We start from the raw sequence: 15383 nt of genomic DNA on the forward strand, positions 1-15383 counted from the left end.
TAAAGGAAAAAATAACTATGCGTGAACTCGCACCTTCAGAAATTATGGCCGTCAGCGGATGTGGCCTGATTCAGGATATCACCACCGCCGTCGGCCAGCAGGCCGGTTCGCTTTTGGGCAGCGTGATGGGTTCCCTGATACCGATTCCCTTTCTCAACGGCGTGATCTCCTCGGTGGCCAGTACGCTTTTCAGCACCATTGGTGGCTGGATTGGCAGTCTGCTCGGTGGCCTGGTTGAAGGACAGAATAACAGCGCAGCTTAACGATTCTCTGCCGCCCTGCCCCGCTTAATGTGATGTGAACGGGCCCGCGCCTGCGTGCCAGTTCACATTTTTTTGCGCCCGCCCGTTTTGTCCATCTCTGTGACTCAATACTGCCACGCCGTGAATGACTTAAGCGCTGATAATCATTAGCTTCATGGTTTGCAGGAGAAGCACAATGAAGCCCGCGGCACTCACATTCAAAGAAAAACTGGGTTATGGCATGGGCGATGCCGGATGCAACATGATTGGCGGTGCCATCATGCTGTTCCTCAACTACTTCTATACCGACGTGTTCGGCCTGGCTCCGGCGCTGGTGGGCACGCTGCTGCTCTCGGTCAGGGTGCTGGATGCGGTCACCGACCCGATTATGGGCGCGATTGCCGATCGTACCCAGAGTCGCTGGGGTCGTTTTCGTCCCTGGCTGCTGTGGGTCCCCGTTCCCTACGTGCTGTTCAGCGTACTGATGTTCACCACGCCAGACTGGACCTATCACAACAAGGTGATCTGGGCATTTGTCACCTACTTCCTGATGTCACTGACCTACACCGCCATTAATATTCCTTACTGTTCACTGGGCGGCGTGATTACCAGCGATCCCGGCGAGCGCGTCTCCTGCCAGTCCTACCGCTTTGTTATGGTGGGCATCGCCACGCTGACCCTCTCCCTGTCACTGCTGCCGATGGCGGAGTGGTTTGGCGGCGCGGATAAGGCGCGCGGCTATCAGATGGCGATGGCGGTGCTGGCCACCCTGGGCCTGGCGATGTTTCTCTTCTGCTTTGCTACGGTGCGTGAACGCATCCGCCCTGCCGTTCCCAGCAATGATGACCTGAAAAAAGATCTGCGTGACGTCTGGAAGAATGACCAGTGGGTCCGGATCCTGCTGCTCACCTTCTGCAACGTCTGTCCCGGCTTCATTCGCATGGCGGCGACCATGTACTACGTAACCTGGGTCATGGGTCAGTCAACGCACTTCGCCACCTTGTTTATCAGCCTGGGGGTAATCGGCATGATGGTGGGCAGCACGCTGGCGAAAGTGCTCACCGACCGCTGGTGCAAACTCAAAGTCTTTTTCTGGACCAATATCGCGCTGGCCCTTTTTTCCAGCGGCTTTTACTGGATCGATCCGCACGCCACCCTGATGGTCGTGGTGGCTTATTTTGTGCTGAATATTCTGCATCAGATCCCCTCCCCCCTGCACTGGTCGCTGATGGCCGATGTGGATGACTACGGCGAATGGAAAACCGGTAAACGCATTACCGGCATCAGCTTCTCCGGCAACCTCTTTTTCCTCAAGGTGGGTCTGGCTGTCGCGGGGGCGATGGTCGGTTTTCTGCTCTCAATGTATGGCTACAACGCGGGCGCAAAACAGCAGTCAGCCGAGGCGATTAACGGCATCATGCTGCTGTTTACCGTTATTCCGGGCGTCGGCTACCTGATCACCGCCGGCGTAGTACGGCTGATGAAGGTTGACCGCAAAATGATGCTCACCATCCAGCAGGATCTGGCGCTGCGTCGCGAAAACTTCCACGACTTACACACTGTTCATCTGCACAACCGTGCTGCCACGCCAACCGGAGATGTAAAATGAGCCCAACCTGGCCGAATCCTTTTATTGAGCAGCGCGCTGACCCGTTTATTCTGCGCCATGAACAGCACTACTATTTTGTCGCCTCAGTACCGGAATATGACCGGCTGGAGATTCGCCGCGCCACCACGCTGGCTGACCTGCGCAGCGCAGAACCGGTAGTGGTCTGGCACAAGCCGGAGAGCGGCCCCTGCAGCGAACTCATCTGGGCACCCGAGCTGCACTATATCGACGGGCTGTGGGTGATCTATTTCGCGGCGGCACCGACGCGCGACATTAAAGAGGGGTTATTCCAGCATCGGATGTACGCACTGGTGTGCGAGGCCGGCGACCCGCTGCAGGGCGAATGGCAGCCCTGCCGGCGCGTCTTCAGCCAGCTTGACAGCTTTTCACTGGATGCCACCCACTTCGTGCATCAGGGTAAAAACTGGTATCTCTGGGCACAGAAAGATCCCGCCATTCCCGGTAACTCCAACCTCTATCTGGCGGAGCTGCTTAATCCCTGGACGCTGAAAGGCACGCCGGTAATGCTGAGCCGGCCTGAATATGAGTGGGAGTGTGCAGGATTTAGCGTGAATGAAGGACCGGCGGTCATTCGTCATGGTGACAGGCTGTTTGTTACCTACTCCGCCAGCGCCACCGATGAGAATTACTGCCTGGGCATGCTGTCGATTGCCGCAGAGGCGGACCCGCTCGATGTGACCGCATGGCAGAAATCGGCGCGGCCGGTGTTTGTTTCCAGCTGGGACAATCATCAGTATGGGCCGGGGCACAACAGTTTTACGCAGGATGAGTCGGGGCGGGACGTGCTGGTCTACCATGCACGAAACTACACGGAGATTGAGGGCGATCCGTTATGGGACCCGAACCGCCATACCCGACTGAAATATTTCAGCTGGCGCAGCGATGGCACGCCCGATTTTGGCGTGCCCCCTGCCGATCACACCAGCGTGCCATAAATCGTCAGCAGCGCTACGGCCACCACCAGCACCAGTGAGGTCCGTTTCGCCAGCGCCACGGCCACCCGTGGCGTTTCAACTTTATCCGTGTGCGGATCGCGGGACAGCGAGAACTGCGCCAGGGTGGTCAGCACCTGATACTGAGAACGGTGACGATCGGTCAGTGAGACAAACCAGGCGGGCAGCGCCTTTTCACCGTGGCCCAGCAGAGCGTAAGCCACCCCCGCCAGCCGGACCGGTATCCAGTCGAGCAGATGCAGAATACCGTCGACCCCCGATTGCGCCCGCGCCATCGGTGTGCCGTGCTTTGCCAGCCAGCCCTGCCAGGCTCGCAGGAAGGCGTAACCCACCAGCAGCACTGGTCCCCAGGGGCCACCCACCACCAGCCAGAACATCGGTGCCAGATAGAAACGGAAGTTTATCCAGATCAGCGCATTCTGCAGCTCGCGCAGAAATTCGCGTTCGCTGCACTCCACCGGCACACCATGAATCAGCGTCAGCTCCGCCGCCATCGCCTGATGCGCCGCATCGTCGTCATGACTGGCCGCCTTCAGATAGTGATGGTAGTGCTGCCGCACTGAACCGGCCCCGATACAGAGCAGCCCGACCACAATCCAGAACAGCAATAGCACCACGCCAAACAGCACGCCTTTCAGCGTCACCAGCACCAGTGCCGTCAGCGCCATCGCCAGCGCGGTCATCAGCAGCGTCCGCAACATGGAGAAGTGGCGGCGATGGCGAAAAATCGGCTCCAGCCGGTGTTCGAGCTGCCAGTGCTCGCCCAGTTTAAACAGGCGCTCCCAGCCCAGAACCAACAACAAGGTAAACAACGTCATACTGACCCCGCAAAAATCAGGATTTTTGCTGCGTTAACAGCTCTCTGTAGTACTCCCAGTCAAAAGCAGGACCAGGATCGGTTTTGCGCGCCGGAGCGATGTCGCTATGCCCGGTAATACGTGCAGGCGTGACCGGATAGTGCTGCAGCAGCAATTGCGTAACCTGCTGCAAAGCCCGATATTGCGCCCCGGTATAAGGCTCGCTGTCAGTTCCTTCCAGCTCGATGCCAATAGAGAAGTCATTGCAGTTTTCCCGGCCCTCAAACTGCGAAACCCCCGCATGCCAGGCGCGCTTATCAAAAGGGACATACTGCACAATCTCGCCGTCACGGCGAATCAGGCAGTGTGCCGCCACTTTCAGTGCCGCAATATCGGCAAAATAGGGATGCGCATCCGGCGGAAGCGTGCCGGTGAACAGCTTATCGATCCACGGTCCGCCAAACTCTCCCGGCGGCAGGCTGATATTGTGAATCACCAGCAGCGACGGCGCCTCATTGTCAGGTCGTTCATTGCAATGTAATGAGGGCACCTGACGTACACCGGTCAGCCAGCCCTGTTTGATTTTCATACCGGATTTCCTTGTTCTGCCTGGCTGAGAATAGCATGAATAATAAAGGATTCTTGCCCCTTAGTGTGTCGGCAGCGTGACATTATCTGATTCCTTGTTAAGGATACTAAACAAAATACGGTTTATGGCTGGCACCGCGTGGCAGTTCAGGCTATTGTGACCGCCTCAGACATCCCCTTATCTGGAGTGTAAGCCTATGTCTTCTCGTGGTTATGATCCCGACAGCCGCCGTCAGGCGCTGATTAAACGCATTGAAAGTGACATCCCGGATGCCGTTGCGCTGGCATTAAAGGAGGATCTCGGTGGGGAGATCGACGCCGACCGCGATATCACCGCACAGCTGTTACCGGCCGATACCCAGGCCCATGCGCAGGTCATCACCCGCGAAGCCGGTGTTTTCTGTGGTAAACGCTGGGTCGAAGAGGTGTTTATTCAGCTGGGCGCGCACGCCACCCTGAACTGGCACGTCAGTGATGGCGATCCGATCAAGGGTGACCAACTGCTGTTTGAAATTGAAGGCCCGGCCCGCCTGCTGCTGACCGCCGAGCGGACGGCGCTCAATTTTGTGCAGACGCTCTCCGGCGTGGCGACCGAAGTCAGCCGCTATGTTGCGCTGCTGGCAGGCAGCCAGACCCAGCTGCTGGACACGCGTAAAACCCTGCCCGGCCTGCGGACGGCGCTGAAATATGCCGTGCTCTGTGGTGGCGGCAGCAATCACCGGCTCGGCCTCTCTGACGCCTATCTGATCAAAGAGAATCATATTATCGCCAGCGGGTCGATTGCTCAGGCGGTGGAAAGAGCGCAGTGGTTACAGCCGGACGTGCCGGTTGAAGTTGAGGTGGAATCGCTGGAGGAGTTACGCCAGGCGCTGGAGGCCGCCGCTGACATTGTCATGCTGGATAACTTCAGCCTGGAGGAGATGCGGGCCGCCGTCGAACTGAATCAGGGGCGGACGCTGCTGGAAGTTTCCGGCAACGTTACCGAAGCTACCCTGCCGCAGATTGCCCTGACCGGCGTGGACTACGTTTCGGTTGGCGCACTGACCAAACATGTCCGGGCGCTGGATCTCTCGATGCGTTTTCAGCAAAAGTAAACCGCAGCGGCACGGTCAGTGCCGCTGCCTCTGTCCGCGCATTCTGCTGACCCGCCTGCGCGGCCACACGTTTTGCGACCTCGCTTACAGCGCCATTGCTACTGCGCTGTAACGACGCACATTCTTTCGGTGATCCTTTCCAGCCTGAAAACTCGCCACTGTTTTTCACTGCCCCCGCTTTCTACCCTGTCGACTTCTTAATCAGGAGACGATGGAATGAACTATCAACGTGGATTTACGCTGGTTGAACTGATGATTGTGGTCGGCATTGTGGCGATTCTGAGTGCCATTGGCCTGCCCGCCTATCAAAACTATCTGCAGCGCGCCGCGCTCACCGACATGCTGCAAACGATGGTGCCCTATAAAACCGCCGTCGAACTCTGTGCCATGGAGCGCGGCGGCCCGACGCAGTGTCAGGCCGGACAGGCTGGTATCCCTGCTGCGAAAGGATCGCGCTACGTTTCGGCACTGAGCGTCACTAACGGGGTGATTACACTGACCGGCCAGGAGAGTCTGAATGGCCTGAGCGTTGAAATGGTGCCGATTCATGATGCCACGGATGGCAGCATCAGCTGGCAGCGCAGCTGCACCAGCAGCAACAACAATCTGCGCGACAATTGCCTGGAACAGTTCCGCTTTGCGGATAAAGGGGCCAGCGATGAATCCGCCTGACGACGCAATAACAGCACTCTGCCAGCGCTATCGCGCGCTGATTTTGCAGCATGATGCCGATCGGTTACGCGTTGCCGTGGCGGAGAGCGTTCCGCCCGGCCTCTCTGAATCGCTTCACTTTGCCAGTCAGTGTCAGATTGACATTGAATGCTGGCCTCAGGCCCGCCTGGATCAACGTCAGCATGCCGACACGGGGCGGGTCGCGCGCGAAGAGACACCCGCTGAATCGGCGATTGAAGCCGCCGAGCTGATTCTGCGTCAGGCGCTGGAACGTCGCGCCTCGGATGTGCATATCGAACCCGGCGCTGAGGGGATGCGGGTGCGGCTGCGCATTGACGGTGTCCTTCACCCGCTCTCTTCCCTGCCTGTGACCCAGCCTGGGGCGCTGCTGGCGCGCCTGAAAATCCTCGGCGGACTGGATATTGCCGAACGCCGGTTGCCCCAGGATGGTCAGTTCAGTCTGGCGATCGCCGGTCAGTCAGCCTCCTTTCGTCTGGCAACGTTACCCGTGTATGGCGGTGAAAAAGCGGTCATCCGGCTGTTGCAGAGTGAAAGCGCGGCGCTGTCACTGGATAAGCTCGGCCTCCCCCCTGCGCAGCTGCGCCTCTTCACGGCGGCGCTGGCCCAGCCGCAGGGGCTGATCCTGGTCACCGGGCCGACCGGCAGCGGCAAGACATTTACCCTCTACAGTGGACTCAGCGCCCTGAACCGGCCGGAAAAAAACCTGTGCAGCGTGGAAGATCCGATTGAGATCCCGCTGTCCGGCATTAATCAGACGCAGATCCATAACCGCAAGGGGCTGGATTTTAACCGTGTGCTGCGGGCGTTACTGAGACAGGATCCGGACGTCATTATGGTCGGAGAGATCCGCGATGCCGAAACGGCAGAGATTGCAGTGAAGGCAGCGCAGACCGGCCATCTGGTGCTTTCAACTCTGCACACCAACTCCACCGCCGAGACGCTGACGCGGCTGCGGCAGATGGGCATCCCCGGTTATCTGCTGGGCCCGGCGCTGAAGCTGATCGTGGCTCAACGCCTGGTCCGGCGCCTCTGCCCCCATTGCCGTCAGCCGGCCCAGGCGGTGGCGCACTACCCCACAGAAATCTGGCCCGGCACGCTGCAAACCTGGCGGGCGCCCGGTTGCGATCACTGTTTCTCCGGCTACTTTGGCCGGCTGGCGCTGTTTGAACTGCTGCCGATCAATGCCAGGCTACAGAATGCCATTGCTGCTGAGATGCCGCTGGAGAATCTGCTCACGCTGGCAAAACAGCAGGGATTGCGCCCCCTGCTGGTTTCCGGTCTGGAAGCCGTAAGCCGGGGCGACACCTCGCTGGAAGAGATGCAGCGGGTCATCGGGCTGGACGATGGCTGATGCAGCGCTGTTCCGCTGGCAGGCGGTAGATAGCAAGGGGCAGTTGCGCAGTGGTCAGCTGCTGGCGGTTGACAGTGAAACCCTGCTGCGGGTGCTGGCGCAGCGCGACCTGCTGCCCGTGAGCTGGAAGCGGGAAAAGGGCTGGCGTCAGTCGGAATGGAAGTGGCAGCAGAAGAGCGATCTGATACGCCAGCTGGCCACCCTGCTCAAAGCCGGTCTGCCGCTGGCAGAGAGTCTGGCGTTGCTGGCAGAGGGGCATCCGCATGCAGGCTGGCGGGCATTGCTGCTCGCCCTGCATTATCGGGTGCTCAGCGGCACCCCTTTTTCTCAGGCGTTACGTGAATGGCCGCAGATTTTTCCGGCGCTCTATCCGGCACTGATGGAGGTGGGTGAACTGACCGGTCAGCTCGATGTCTGCTGCGAGGAGCTGGCCCGTCAGCAGATCCGGCAACAGCAGTTAGGTCAGCAGGTGGTGAAAGCGTTGCGTTATCCGCTGTTCATCCTGCTGGTGGCTCTCGCTGTCACCTGCGGCATGCTGCTGTTTGTGCTGCCTGAGTTCGTTGCCGTCTATGACGCCTTTGACGCGCCCCTGCCCGCCTTTACGGCAGCGGTGATGCAGCTATCAGCCCAGCTTCAGGCATGGGGAGGCGTCCTCGCTTTCGGCGTAACGCTGATACTGGCGATTGTGTTTCCGCTGCGACGGCGCTCTGCGGACTGGCAGCGCCGCGAACAGGCGCTGTTGCTGCGCCTCCCCCTGCTTGCCGGATTATGGCGGGGGATGCAGCTGACGCAGATCTACACCATCCTGACGCTGACGCAGCGTGCCGGGTTGACCCTGTTACAGGGACTGGCCGCCGCAGAAGTGACGCTCTCTGCCCTGCTCTGGCGGGAGGCCATGGCCGCCCTCCAGCAACACATTGCTCAGGGTCATCCCCTGCATCAGGCATTGATGCATCACTCGCTGTTCACGCCGTTATGTGGTCAGCTGATTCGGGTGGGCGAAGAGGCGGGGGCACTGGATGTGATGCTGGCGCGTCTGGCGGAGTGGCACGAGGCAGAGACCCGCAAACGTGCTGATACCCTGGCGGCATCGCTGGAGCCGGTAATGATGATGGTCATTGGCGCTATCGTCGGCTCGCTGGTGGTAGCGATGTATCTGCCCGTATTCGGTCTGGGTGATGCGATGCATTAAGGGGCGCCGGATGCGCCCCGGACAATTACCGGTTGAATACGCGGTTTTCCTGCTCATTGACCCGGATGAAGGTCGTGCGCTTGGTCAGCTCTTTCAGACGCTCAGCCCCGACGTAGGTGCAGGCGGACCGCAAACCTCCCAGAATATCCCGTGCAGTATCAGCCACCGGGCCACGTAATGGCAGCTTCACCGTTTTACCTTCGGCGGCCCGATACTGGGCGACACCGCCGACATGACGTTTCATCGCCGATTCAGAACTCATGCCGTAAAACAGCATGAAGCTTTCGCCATTTTCTTCGACGACCTGCCCTTCACACTCATCGTGTGCCGCCAGCATGCCTCCCAGCATCACAAAGTCCGCTCCGCCACCAAAAGCTTTCGCAATATCGCCTGGCACCGAACAGCCGCCATCACTGACAATCTGTCCACTTAAGCCATGGGCCGCATCGGCACATTCAATGACGGCAGAGAGCTGCGGATAGCCCACGCCGGTTTTCACCCGGGTCGTGCAGACCGATCCCGGACCGATGCCAACCTTAACGATATCCGCACCCGACAGAATCAGCTCTTCCACCATCTCCCCTGTCACCACATTACCGGCACAGATGGTTTTCGCGGGAAACATCTCACGAGCGCGCTGCAGAAAATCAACAAAATGCTGCGAGTAACCGTTGGCCACGTCGATGCAGATAAACTGCAGATCGTCGGACAGCGCCATAATGGCGACCAGCTTGTTCAGATCGTTTTCAGAGGTGCCGGTTGACACCATCACATGCTTCAGAACCGTGGCGGAGACGCGCTGAATAAACGCCCGCCACTCCTCCACGCTGTAGTGCTTGTGAACGGCGGTGAGGATATCAAAACTGGCCAGCGCCTCAGCCATTAAAAAAGTGCCGACGGTATCCATGTTAGCCGCGATAATCGGGACGCCGCTCCAGCTCAGGCGAGAGTGGCGGAAGGTGAAGCTGCGTTCCAGCTCGACCTGCGAGCGGCTTTGCAGCGTGGAGCGTTTGGGCCGGATTAAGACATCTTTAAAGCCCAGTTTCAGATCTTCTTCAATACGCATAAACAGTGTCCTGGTAGGTGGCAACAACTCGCCGTTCGCGAAATAAGCACGGTTCCAGTGACGTTATATTACGCGCCTCTGGCGACGCGACAAGACTGCGAATTTCACTTTATTTACGCTACAATCCGTAAAATTTATTGCTGCTTTATTGGTGTGATCTGTCGCTCATTTTTGCGTTTTTTGTTCAGATCATTACCCTGAACCTATGTCCATATGAGAAGCCAGGTGAGAAACATGTCCTATACCGTCGCGCTCACAGGAGGAATCGGCAGTGGTAAAAGCACGATAGCCGGAGCCTTTGCTGCGCTTGGTGTGGAAATTATTGATGCTGACCTGATCGCACGCGAAGTTGTCGAGCCGGGCACTCCCGCTCTGCAGGCCATTGAGGCGCGCTTCGGCGCATCGATCGTGACCGGACAGGGAACGCTTGACCGTGCCCGCCTGCGCGAAATTATTTTTCAGCAGCCCGAAGAGAAAAGCTGGTTAAACGCGCTGCTGCACCCGCTGATTAACGCCCGGACGCGACAGCTGATCGCCCAGGCGGCCTCACCTTATGTGCTCTGGGTGGTGCCACTACTGGTAGAAAATCAGTTACAGCACCAGGCTGATCGGGTGCTGGTCGTGGATGTTGATGAGAAGACGCAGTTAGCCCGTACCCGACAGCGCGATGGGCTCTCCCCGGAGCAGGCGCAACGTATTCTTTCCGCGCAGGCGACGCGCCAGCAGCGCCTCGCCTGTGCCGACGATATTATTGATAACAGTGGCGAGCCCGATGACGCCTTGCCACAGGTTGCCGGACTTCACCAGCGCTACCTCCGGCTGGCGGCAACGAAACAGGATTAATAACATGAGCACACCCGTTCTGTTTGAACACCCACTGAATGAAAAAATGCGGACCTGGCTACGGGTTGAGTTTTTAATTAATCAGTTAGACGAAACGACCCCGCTGGATAAAACCGTCAATGCACTGACCTTTTTCCGCCTCACTGGCGAGTTGCTCGACATTTTCGAGCGGGGCGATATTCGCACAGAGCTGCTGAAAGAGCTGGAGCGTCAGCAGCAGAAATTACGCGCCTGGGCGGATGTGCCGGGTGTCGATATGACGCGGGTTGATGCCCTGAGCGATAAACTCAAAAGTCAGTCAACCCGGTTGATGAATGCACCACGGATGGGGCAGCAACTCCGCGAGGATCGTCTCATTGCCCTGGTTCGCCAGCGTCTGAGCATTCCTGGCGGCTGCTGCAGTTTTGATTTGCCGGGTCTGCACATCTGGCTGCATCTGCCACAGGAAGTCCGCGATGCGCAGGTTGAAGCCTGGATGCAGACCCTGGAGCCACTCCATCATGCCCTGGCGATGGTGCTGGATTTGATCCGCCAGTCGGGTTCGTTCCATACGCAGACCAGCCTCAATGGCTTTTATCAGGATAATGCCGAGGATGCCGATCTGCTGCGACTGCAGCTGTCGCTGGACGATGCGCTCTACCCACAGGTGTCCGGCCACAAAAGCCGCTACGCCATTCGTTTTATGCCGCTGGACAGCGAGCGCGGCGAAGTGCCCGCCCGTCTTAACTTCCAGCTGGCCTGTTGTTAGAGGTAACTATGCAGCAAGAAGTCATGACCGTCTCCTGTCCGCAGTGCGGCAAAGAGGTGATCTGGGACGAACTCAGCCCGTTTCGGCCGTTTTGCAGTAAGCGCTGTCAGCTTATCGATTTAGGGGAATGGGCTGCCGAAGAGAAACGCATTCCCAGCAGCGATGATATGAACGACAGTGAAAACTGGAGCGAAGAAGATCGCTGACAGAAGGATGGGGCGCACTGCCCCATCCGCTCAGAGCTCGCCGGCGACCAGACGCGCAATCAGCTGATGATTCGCGGCCGGAAATTCGTCGGCGACCAGCGCCTGCTGATCAACCCAGCGCTGCGGCTGCCCCTCTTTACCCCACGGCTCTCCCTTCCAGCCTTCGACCAGAAAGAAATGCAGCGTCACGCGCAGATCGTCATAGATGTGGTCGGCATGACCAATCGGGCGCGCATCGGTCACTTCAATACCGGTTTCTTCGTGGAGTTCTCTGACGAGCCCCTCCTCCGCGCTTTCGCCCGCTTCAATCTTACCGCCGGGAAACTCCCATTTGTTCGCCATGTAAGACGTTGACGCGCGCTGGGCAAGGAAAATTTGTTTACTGGCATTGCGAATGATGCCAACCGCAACCTGCAGGTGCTTCATGGAAACTGTCCGGTCGTAATGAGTGAGGGCTGATTTTAAAACATGCTATAGCGGAAGTTAACCGCTTTACGTCTGCTCTGGCGAGATGGGCCGCGGGCATAAAAAAGGAGCCAGCGGCTCCTTTTTCATCAGCATTGCGTATCAGGCGATACGGCCATGACACTGCTTGTATTTCTTACCGGAACCACATGGGCAGGGATCGTTGCGGCCGACTTTACGTTCACCGCTCTGCTCTGCCGCCGGTTCTGCCAGCGCATCCTCTTCTACGTGGCTCAGCTGCTGCTGCTGCGCCAGACGCTCGGCTTCTTCACGACGCTGCTGCTCCATCGCTTCAACCTCTTCAGGCATACGCACCTGAACCTTGCTCAGGGTACTGATCACTTCATACTTCAGTGATTCCAGCATCGCAGCGAACATGGCGAAGGATTCGCGCTTGTACTCCTGCTTCGGATCTTTCTGCGCATAGCCACGCAGATGGATACCCTGACGCAGATAGTCCATCGCAGCCAGATGCTCTTTCCACAGCGAATCCAGCGTCTGGAGCATCACGCCTTTTTCGAAGTTACGCATCATCTCGGCACCGACGATCTCTTCTTTGGCAGCATAGCTCTCGGTCGCGTGGGTCATGATGCGCTCACGCAGCACTTCCTCGTGCAGATCCGGCTCTTTATCCAGCCATTCCGCAATCGGCAGGTTAAGATCGAAGTCGGCGCGCAGACGCTCTTCCAGCCCTGGCACGTCCCACATCTCCTCCAGTGACTGCGGCGGAATGTAGGTATCGATGGTCGCTTTGTAGACATCGTGGCGAATGCTGTTAATGGTTTCGCTCACATCAGAGACATCCAGCAGCTCATTACGCTGGCTGTAGATAGCGCGACGCTGATCGTTTGCCACATCATCATATTCCAGCAGCTGCTTACGAATATCGAAGTTACGGCTTTCAACTTTGCGCTGAGCATTGGCGATCGCTTTGGTCACCCATGGATGCTCAATCGCCTCGCCGGGCTTCATGCCCAGTTTACGCATCATATTCGACACGCGATCGGAGGCAAAAATACGCATCAGCGCATCTTCCATTGAGAGGTAGAAGCGTGAGGAACCGGCATCACCCTGGCGACCGGCACGACCACGCAGCTGGTTGTCGATACGGCGGGACTCATGACGCTCGGTACCGACGATGTGCAAACCCCCTGATGCCAGAACCGCATCGTGACGAACCTTCCAGGCCGCTTTGATCTCTTCGATCTGCGCTTCGGTCGGATTCTCCAGCGCCGCCACATCGGCATGCCAGCTGCCGCCCAGCATAATGTCTGTACCACGACCCGCCATGTTGGTGGCGATCGTTACCGCACCCGGCTGACCCGCCTGCGCCACGATATCCGCTTCGCGGGCGTGGAACTTGGCGTTCAGAACGTTGTGTTTAATACCCGCACGGGTCAGTTCGTTAGAGACCACTTCCGATTTTTCAATCGAGATTGTCCCCACCAGCACCGGCTGACCGTTAGCAGTACGCTCACGGATATCTTCGATAATAGCGTCGATCTTCTCTTTCTCGGTCATGTAGACCAGGTCAGCCAGATCTTTACGTACCATCGGACGGTTGGTCGGCACCACGATAGTGTCGAGTTTATAGATGGAGCTGAATTCGAACGCTTCAGTGTCTGCGGTACCGGTCATACCGGCCAGCTTCTCGTAGATACGGAAGTAGTTCTGGAAAGTGATAGAGGCCAGCGTCTGGTTCTCGTTCTGAATCTCTACCCCTTCTTTCGCTTCAATCGCCTGATGCAGACCATCGGACCAGCGACGACCCTGCATGGTACGGCCGGTGTGTTCATCAACAATCACGACCTCGCCATCTTTGACGATATAGTCCACGTCGCGGGTAAAGAGCGCATGAGCACGCAGCGCCGCCGTAACGTGATGCATCAGCATGATGTTGGTCGGTGAATAGAGTGACTCACCCGCTTCCATGATGCCCTGGCTGACCAGCAGCTCTTCCACCTTAACCAGACCGCGCTCGGACATGTGAGCCTGACGCGCTTTCTCATCGACCCAGAAGTCACCTTCACCCTGATGAGTTTCGTTATCTTCCTTATCCTGACGAACCAGATGAGGGATGATTTTGTTCACTTTGGTGTAGAGGTCAGAACTGTCTTCTGCCGGACCGGAGATAATCAGCGGCGTACGCGCTTCATCGATCAGGATGGAGTCGACCTCATCCACCAGTGCATAGTGCAGTTTACGCTGTACGCGCTCTTCCGGGCTGAAAGCCATATTGTCGCGCAGGTAGTCGAAGCCATACTCGTTGTTGGTGCCGTAGGTGATGTCTGCAGCGTAGGCTTCGCGCTTCGCTACCGCAGGCAGGCCCGACATGTTGATACCAATGCTCAGGCCAAGGAACTCGAACAGGGGACGGTTGTTTTCCGCATCGCGCTGAGCCAGATAGTCGTTGACGGTCACCACGTGAACGCCCTTGCCGGAGAGTGCGTTCAGGTAGGCTGGCAGGGTCGCGGTCAGGGTTTTACCTTCACCGGTGCGCATCTCAGCGATGCAGCGGTCGTTCAGCACCATGCCGCCGATCAGCTGAACGTCGAAGTGACGCATGCCAAACACACGTTTACTGGCTTCACGCACCGTCGCAAAGGCTTCAGGAATCAGGCTCTCCAGCGATTCGCCTTTTTTCAGGCGCTCGCGGAACTCGTCCGTTTTGGCTTTCAGTTCATCATCAGAGAGCTTCTCGAAATCAGGCTCCATCTTGTTGATGACATCTACCACTTTGCGCATGCGGCGCAGCGTACGATCGTTGCTGCTGCCAAAAACCTTGGTCAATATTTTGCTTAACATAATCAATAGTTTCTCAATTCAGCCGGCGCTTGCCGGACTGCGAAATCTTAACAGAGTGAATAAAACCAAAAATATTAGCAGAACAATCGGGCAGGTCCGGCGCGAATGCCATGCACGCTGGCATGCCACTCAACCCATGAGCGGGTTACGGCGGTGAAAAGCGGGGGTGCCGTCATCAGCTGCGGGGCGGTATGCCGCGCAGAATGAGACGTCAGTAAGTTATGCAGTGAATCAATCAGCGCCAGCTTTTGTGCCGCCAGCGGTAAAATCTGTGGCTCCGCCTGGGCCTGTGGCGCCAGCGTGAACGAAAGATGACGGATAACCGTACGGATGGCGTGCTGATGCCAGTAATCCACGCTGAAGCTGGGACGGCGGGACGCTTCCTGAAGCCGTATCAGGTGGTCAAAACGTGCGGCACTGCCCAGAAAAAGGCTGCTGGCCGGAGATTCTGAAGAGGTGCTGAGTTCTGAGTTTTGCGCACAGGCTGGCAGGCCAAAGCTGGCCGCGACCATCCCTAACAGGAGATGGGGCCAGAAATAGCGTCTACCCAATTGTCGCCAGCGCTGAAGAATCCCGATCACACCCTTTCCATTGCGCATGCTCCTGCGCCTTTGTTTTCGTTCAACCGCCGCATGCTGCAACGGATTTCGGCCTGTAAAAGCGCCACAGATAGTATCATTAATGTGGGGCATCCACACCTGAGATTAAAG

The 15383-nt window shown here is 57.8% G+C and carries 16 protein-coding genes; 10 read left to right on the forward strand and 6 right to left on the reverse strand.

Translation table 11 applies throughout. The annotated features are described in order from the left end of the window. Window positions 1-17 precede the first annotated feature (17 nt). The 3 genes from HFD97_RS14975 (at window position 18) to HFD97_RS14985 (ending at window position 2807) form a co-directional block, all read left to right on the forward strand. The gene (locus HFD97_RS14975; RefSeq protein ID WP_009092098.1) at window positions 18-263 is read left to right on the forward strand and encodes a hypothetical protein; all 246 of its coding nucleotides are present in this window, start codon (window positions 18-20) and stop codon (window positions 261-263) included. 175 nt (window positions 264-438) lie between these two features. Then, on the forward strand, window positions 439-1851 hold the full coding sequence (locus HFD97_RS14980) for a glycoside-pentoside-hexuronide (GPH):cation symporter (RefSeq protein WP_167432182.1): 1413 nt from the start codon (window positions 439-441) through the stop codon (window positions 1849-1851). Next, window positions 1848-2807: a family 43 glycosylhydrolase gene (locus HFD97_RS14985; protein WP_009092100.1), complete on the forward strand. Its 960-nt coding sequence runs from the start codon at window positions 1848-1850 to the stop codon at window positions 2805-2807. Before HFD97_RS14980 ends, HFD97_RS14985 begins: the two co-directional genes overlap by 4 nt. Here HFD97_RS14985 and ampE read toward each other — a convergent pair. After that, a complete protein-coding gene (gene ampE, locus HFD97_RS14990) occupies window positions 2789-3643 on the reverse strand; it encodes a beta-lactamase regulator AmpE (protein WP_140028863.1) in 855 nt (284 codons plus the stop codon). The genes HFD97_RS14985 and ampE overlap by 19 nt on opposite strands. A gap of 16 nt (window positions 3644-3659) precedes the next feature. Next, window positions 3660-4211: a 1,6-anhydro-N-acetylmuramyl-L-alanine amidase AmpD gene (ampD, locus tag HFD97_RS14995; protein ID WP_009092102.1), complete on the reverse strand. Its 552-nt coding sequence runs from the start codon at window positions 4209-4211 to the stop codon at window positions 3660-3662. Between the two features lie 196 nt (window positions 4212-4407). On the opposite strand from ampD, the gene nadC reads away from it, so the two are divergent. From nadC to hofC, 4 genes are all read left to right on the forward strand, one after another. Further along, window positions 4408-5304 carry a carboxylating nicotinate-nucleotide diphosphorylase gene (gene nadC / locus HFD97_RS15000; RefSeq protein ID WP_167432183.1) on the forward strand — a complete coding sequence of 299 codons (897 nt, stop codon included), beginning with the start codon at window positions 4408-4410 and terminating at the stop codon, window positions 5302-5304. Window positions 5305-5520: 216 nt separating this feature from the next. Further along, entirely contained in the window at window positions 5521-5976 is a 456-nt protein-coding gene (ppdD, locus tag HFD97_RS15005; protein WP_009092106.1) for a prepilin peptidase-dependent pilin, read from the forward strand. After that, complete coding sequence (gspE, locus tag HFD97_RS15010; RefSeq protein WP_150028628.1) at window positions 5963-7348, forward strand: type II secretion system protein GspE; 1386 nt, start codon at window positions 5963-5965, stop codon at window positions 7346-7348. The genes ppdD and gspE overlap by 14 nt, the downstream gene beginning before the upstream one ends. Beyond that, entirely contained in the window at window positions 7341-8540 is a 1200-nt protein-coding gene (gene hofC / locus HFD97_RS15015) for a protein transport protein HofC (protein WP_167432184.1), read from the forward strand. Before gspE ends, hofC begins: the two co-directional genes overlap by 8 nt. A 25-nt stretch (window positions 8541-8565) precedes the next feature. Here the strand turns inward: hofC and HFD97_RS15020 are convergent, their stop codons facing one another. Further along, on the reverse strand, window positions 8566-9606 hold the full coding sequence (locus HFD97_RS15020; protein WP_167432185.1) for a GMP reductase: 1041 nt from the start codon (window positions 9604-9606) through the stop codon (window positions 8566-8568). Window positions 9607-9840: 234 nt separating this feature from the next. On the opposite strand from HFD97_RS15020, the gene coaE reads away from it, so the two are divergent. The 3 genes from coaE to yacG are packed head-to-tail and all read left to right on the forward strand — an operon-like array spanning window position 9841 to window position 11403. Beyond that, window positions 9841-10449, forward strand: a complete 609-nt coding sequence (gene coaE, locus HFD97_RS15025; protein WP_167432186.1) for a dephospho-CoA kinase — start codon at window positions 9841-9843, stop codon at window positions 10447-10449. A gap of 4 nt (window positions 10450-10453) precedes the next feature. After that, complete coding sequence (gene zapD / locus HFD97_RS15030; protein WP_009092116.1) at window positions 10454-11197, forward strand: cell division protein ZapD; 744 nt, start codon at window positions 10454-10456, stop codon at window positions 11195-11197. A gap of 8 nt (window positions 11198-11205) precedes the next feature. After that, window positions 11206-11403 (forward strand): DNA gyrase inhibitor YacG, encoded by a 198-nt coding sequence (gene yacG / locus HFD97_RS15035; RefSeq protein ID WP_009092117.1) that lies wholly within the window; start codon window positions 11206-11208, stop codon window positions 11401-11403. Window positions 11404-11433: 30 nt separating this feature from the next. On the opposite strand, the gene mutT is transcribed toward yacG, so the two are convergent. From mutT to secM, 3 genes are all read right to left on the reverse strand, one after another. Beyond that, window positions 11434-11829: an 8-oxo-dGTP diphosphatase MutT gene (mutT, locus tag HFD97_RS15040; protein WP_167432187.1), complete on the reverse strand. Its 396-nt coding sequence runs from the start codon at window positions 11827-11829 to the stop codon at window positions 11434-11436. Window positions 11830-11970: 141 nt separating this feature from the next. Next, window positions 11971-14673 (reverse strand): preprotein translocase subunit SecA, encoded by a 2703-nt coding sequence (secA, locus tag HFD97_RS15045; protein ID WP_009092121.1) that lies wholly within the window; start codon window positions 14671-14673, stop codon window positions 11971-11973. Window positions 14674-14747: 74 nt separating this feature from the next. Beyond that, the gene (gene secM / locus HFD97_RS15050; protein ID WP_223812705.1) at window positions 14748-15254 is read right to left on the reverse strand and encodes a secA translation cis-regulator SecM; all 507 of its coding nucleotides are present in this window, start codon (window positions 15252-15254) and stop codon (window positions 14748-14750) included. Window positions 15255-15383: the final 129 nt, after the last annotated feature.

The organism is Pantoea sp. EKM103V (assembly GCF_011800365.1).
Taxonomy (GTDB): Bacteria; Pseudomonadota; Gammaproteobacteria; order Enterobacterales; family Enterobacteriaceae; genus Pantoea; species Pantoea anthophila.

What these genes read in the sequence shown, in the direction of transcription:
- hofC (WP_167432184.1), top strand. Translation starts at nt 7,341, where the DNA reads ATGGCTGATGCAGCGCTGTTCCGCTGGCAGGCGGTAGATAGCAAGGGG.
- nadC (WP_167432183.1), top strand. Translation starts at nt 4,408, where the DNA reads ATGTCTTCTCGTGGTTATGATCCCGACAGCCGCCGTCAGGCGCTGATT.
- HFD97_RS14980 (WP_167432182.1), top strand. Translation starts at nt 439, where the DNA reads ATGAAGCCCGCGGCACTCACATTCAAAGAAAAACTGGGTTATGGCATG.
- ppdD (WP_009092106.1), top strand. Translation starts at nt 5,521, where the DNA reads ATGAACTATCAACGTGGATTTACGCTGGTTGAACTGATGATTGTGGTC.
- yacG (WP_009092117.1), top strand. Translation starts at nt 11,206, where the DNA reads ATGCAGCAAGAAGTCATGACCGTCTCCTGTCCGCAGTGCGGCAAAGAG.
- zapD (WP_009092116.1), top strand. Translation starts at nt 10,454, where the DNA reads ATGAGCACACCCGTTCTGTTTGAACACCCACTGAATGAAAAAATGCGG.
- mutT (WP_167432187.1), bottom strand. Translation starts at nt 11,829, where the DNA reads ATGAAGCACCTGCAGGTTGCGGTTGGCATCATTCGCAATGCCAGTAAA.
- HFD97_RS15020 (WP_167432185.1), bottom strand. Translation starts at nt 9,606, where the DNA reads ATGCGTATTGAAGAAGATCTGAAACTGGGCTTTAAAGATGTCTTAATC.
- coaE (WP_167432186.1), top strand. Translation starts at nt 9,841, where the DNA reads ATGTCCTATACCGTCGCGCTCACAGGAGGAATCGGCAGTGGTAAAAGC.
- HFD97_RS14975 (WP_009092098.1), top strand. Translation starts at nt 18, where the DNA reads ATGCGTGAACTCGCACCTTCAGAAATTATGGCCGTCAGCGGATGTGGC.
- secA (WP_009092121.1), bottom strand. Translation starts at nt 14,673, where the DNA reads ATGTTAAGCAAAATATTGACCAAGGTTTTTGGCAGCAGCAACGATCGT.
- ampD (WP_009092102.1), bottom strand. Translation starts at nt 4,211, where the DNA reads ATGAAAATCAAACAGGGCTGGCTGACCGGTGTACGTCAGGTGCCCTCA.
- gspE (WP_150028628.1), top strand. Translation starts at nt 5,963, where the DNA reads ATGAATCCGCCTGACGACGCAATAACAGCACTCTGCCAGCGCTATCGC.
- ampE (WP_140028863.1), bottom strand. Translation starts at nt 3,643, where the DNA reads ATGACGTTGTTTACCTTGTTGTTGGTTCTGGGCTGGGAGCGCCTGTTT.
- HFD97_RS14985 (WP_009092100.1), top strand. Translation starts at nt 1,848, where the DNA reads ATGAGCCCAACCTGGCCGAATCCTTTTATTGAGCAGCGCGCTGACCCG.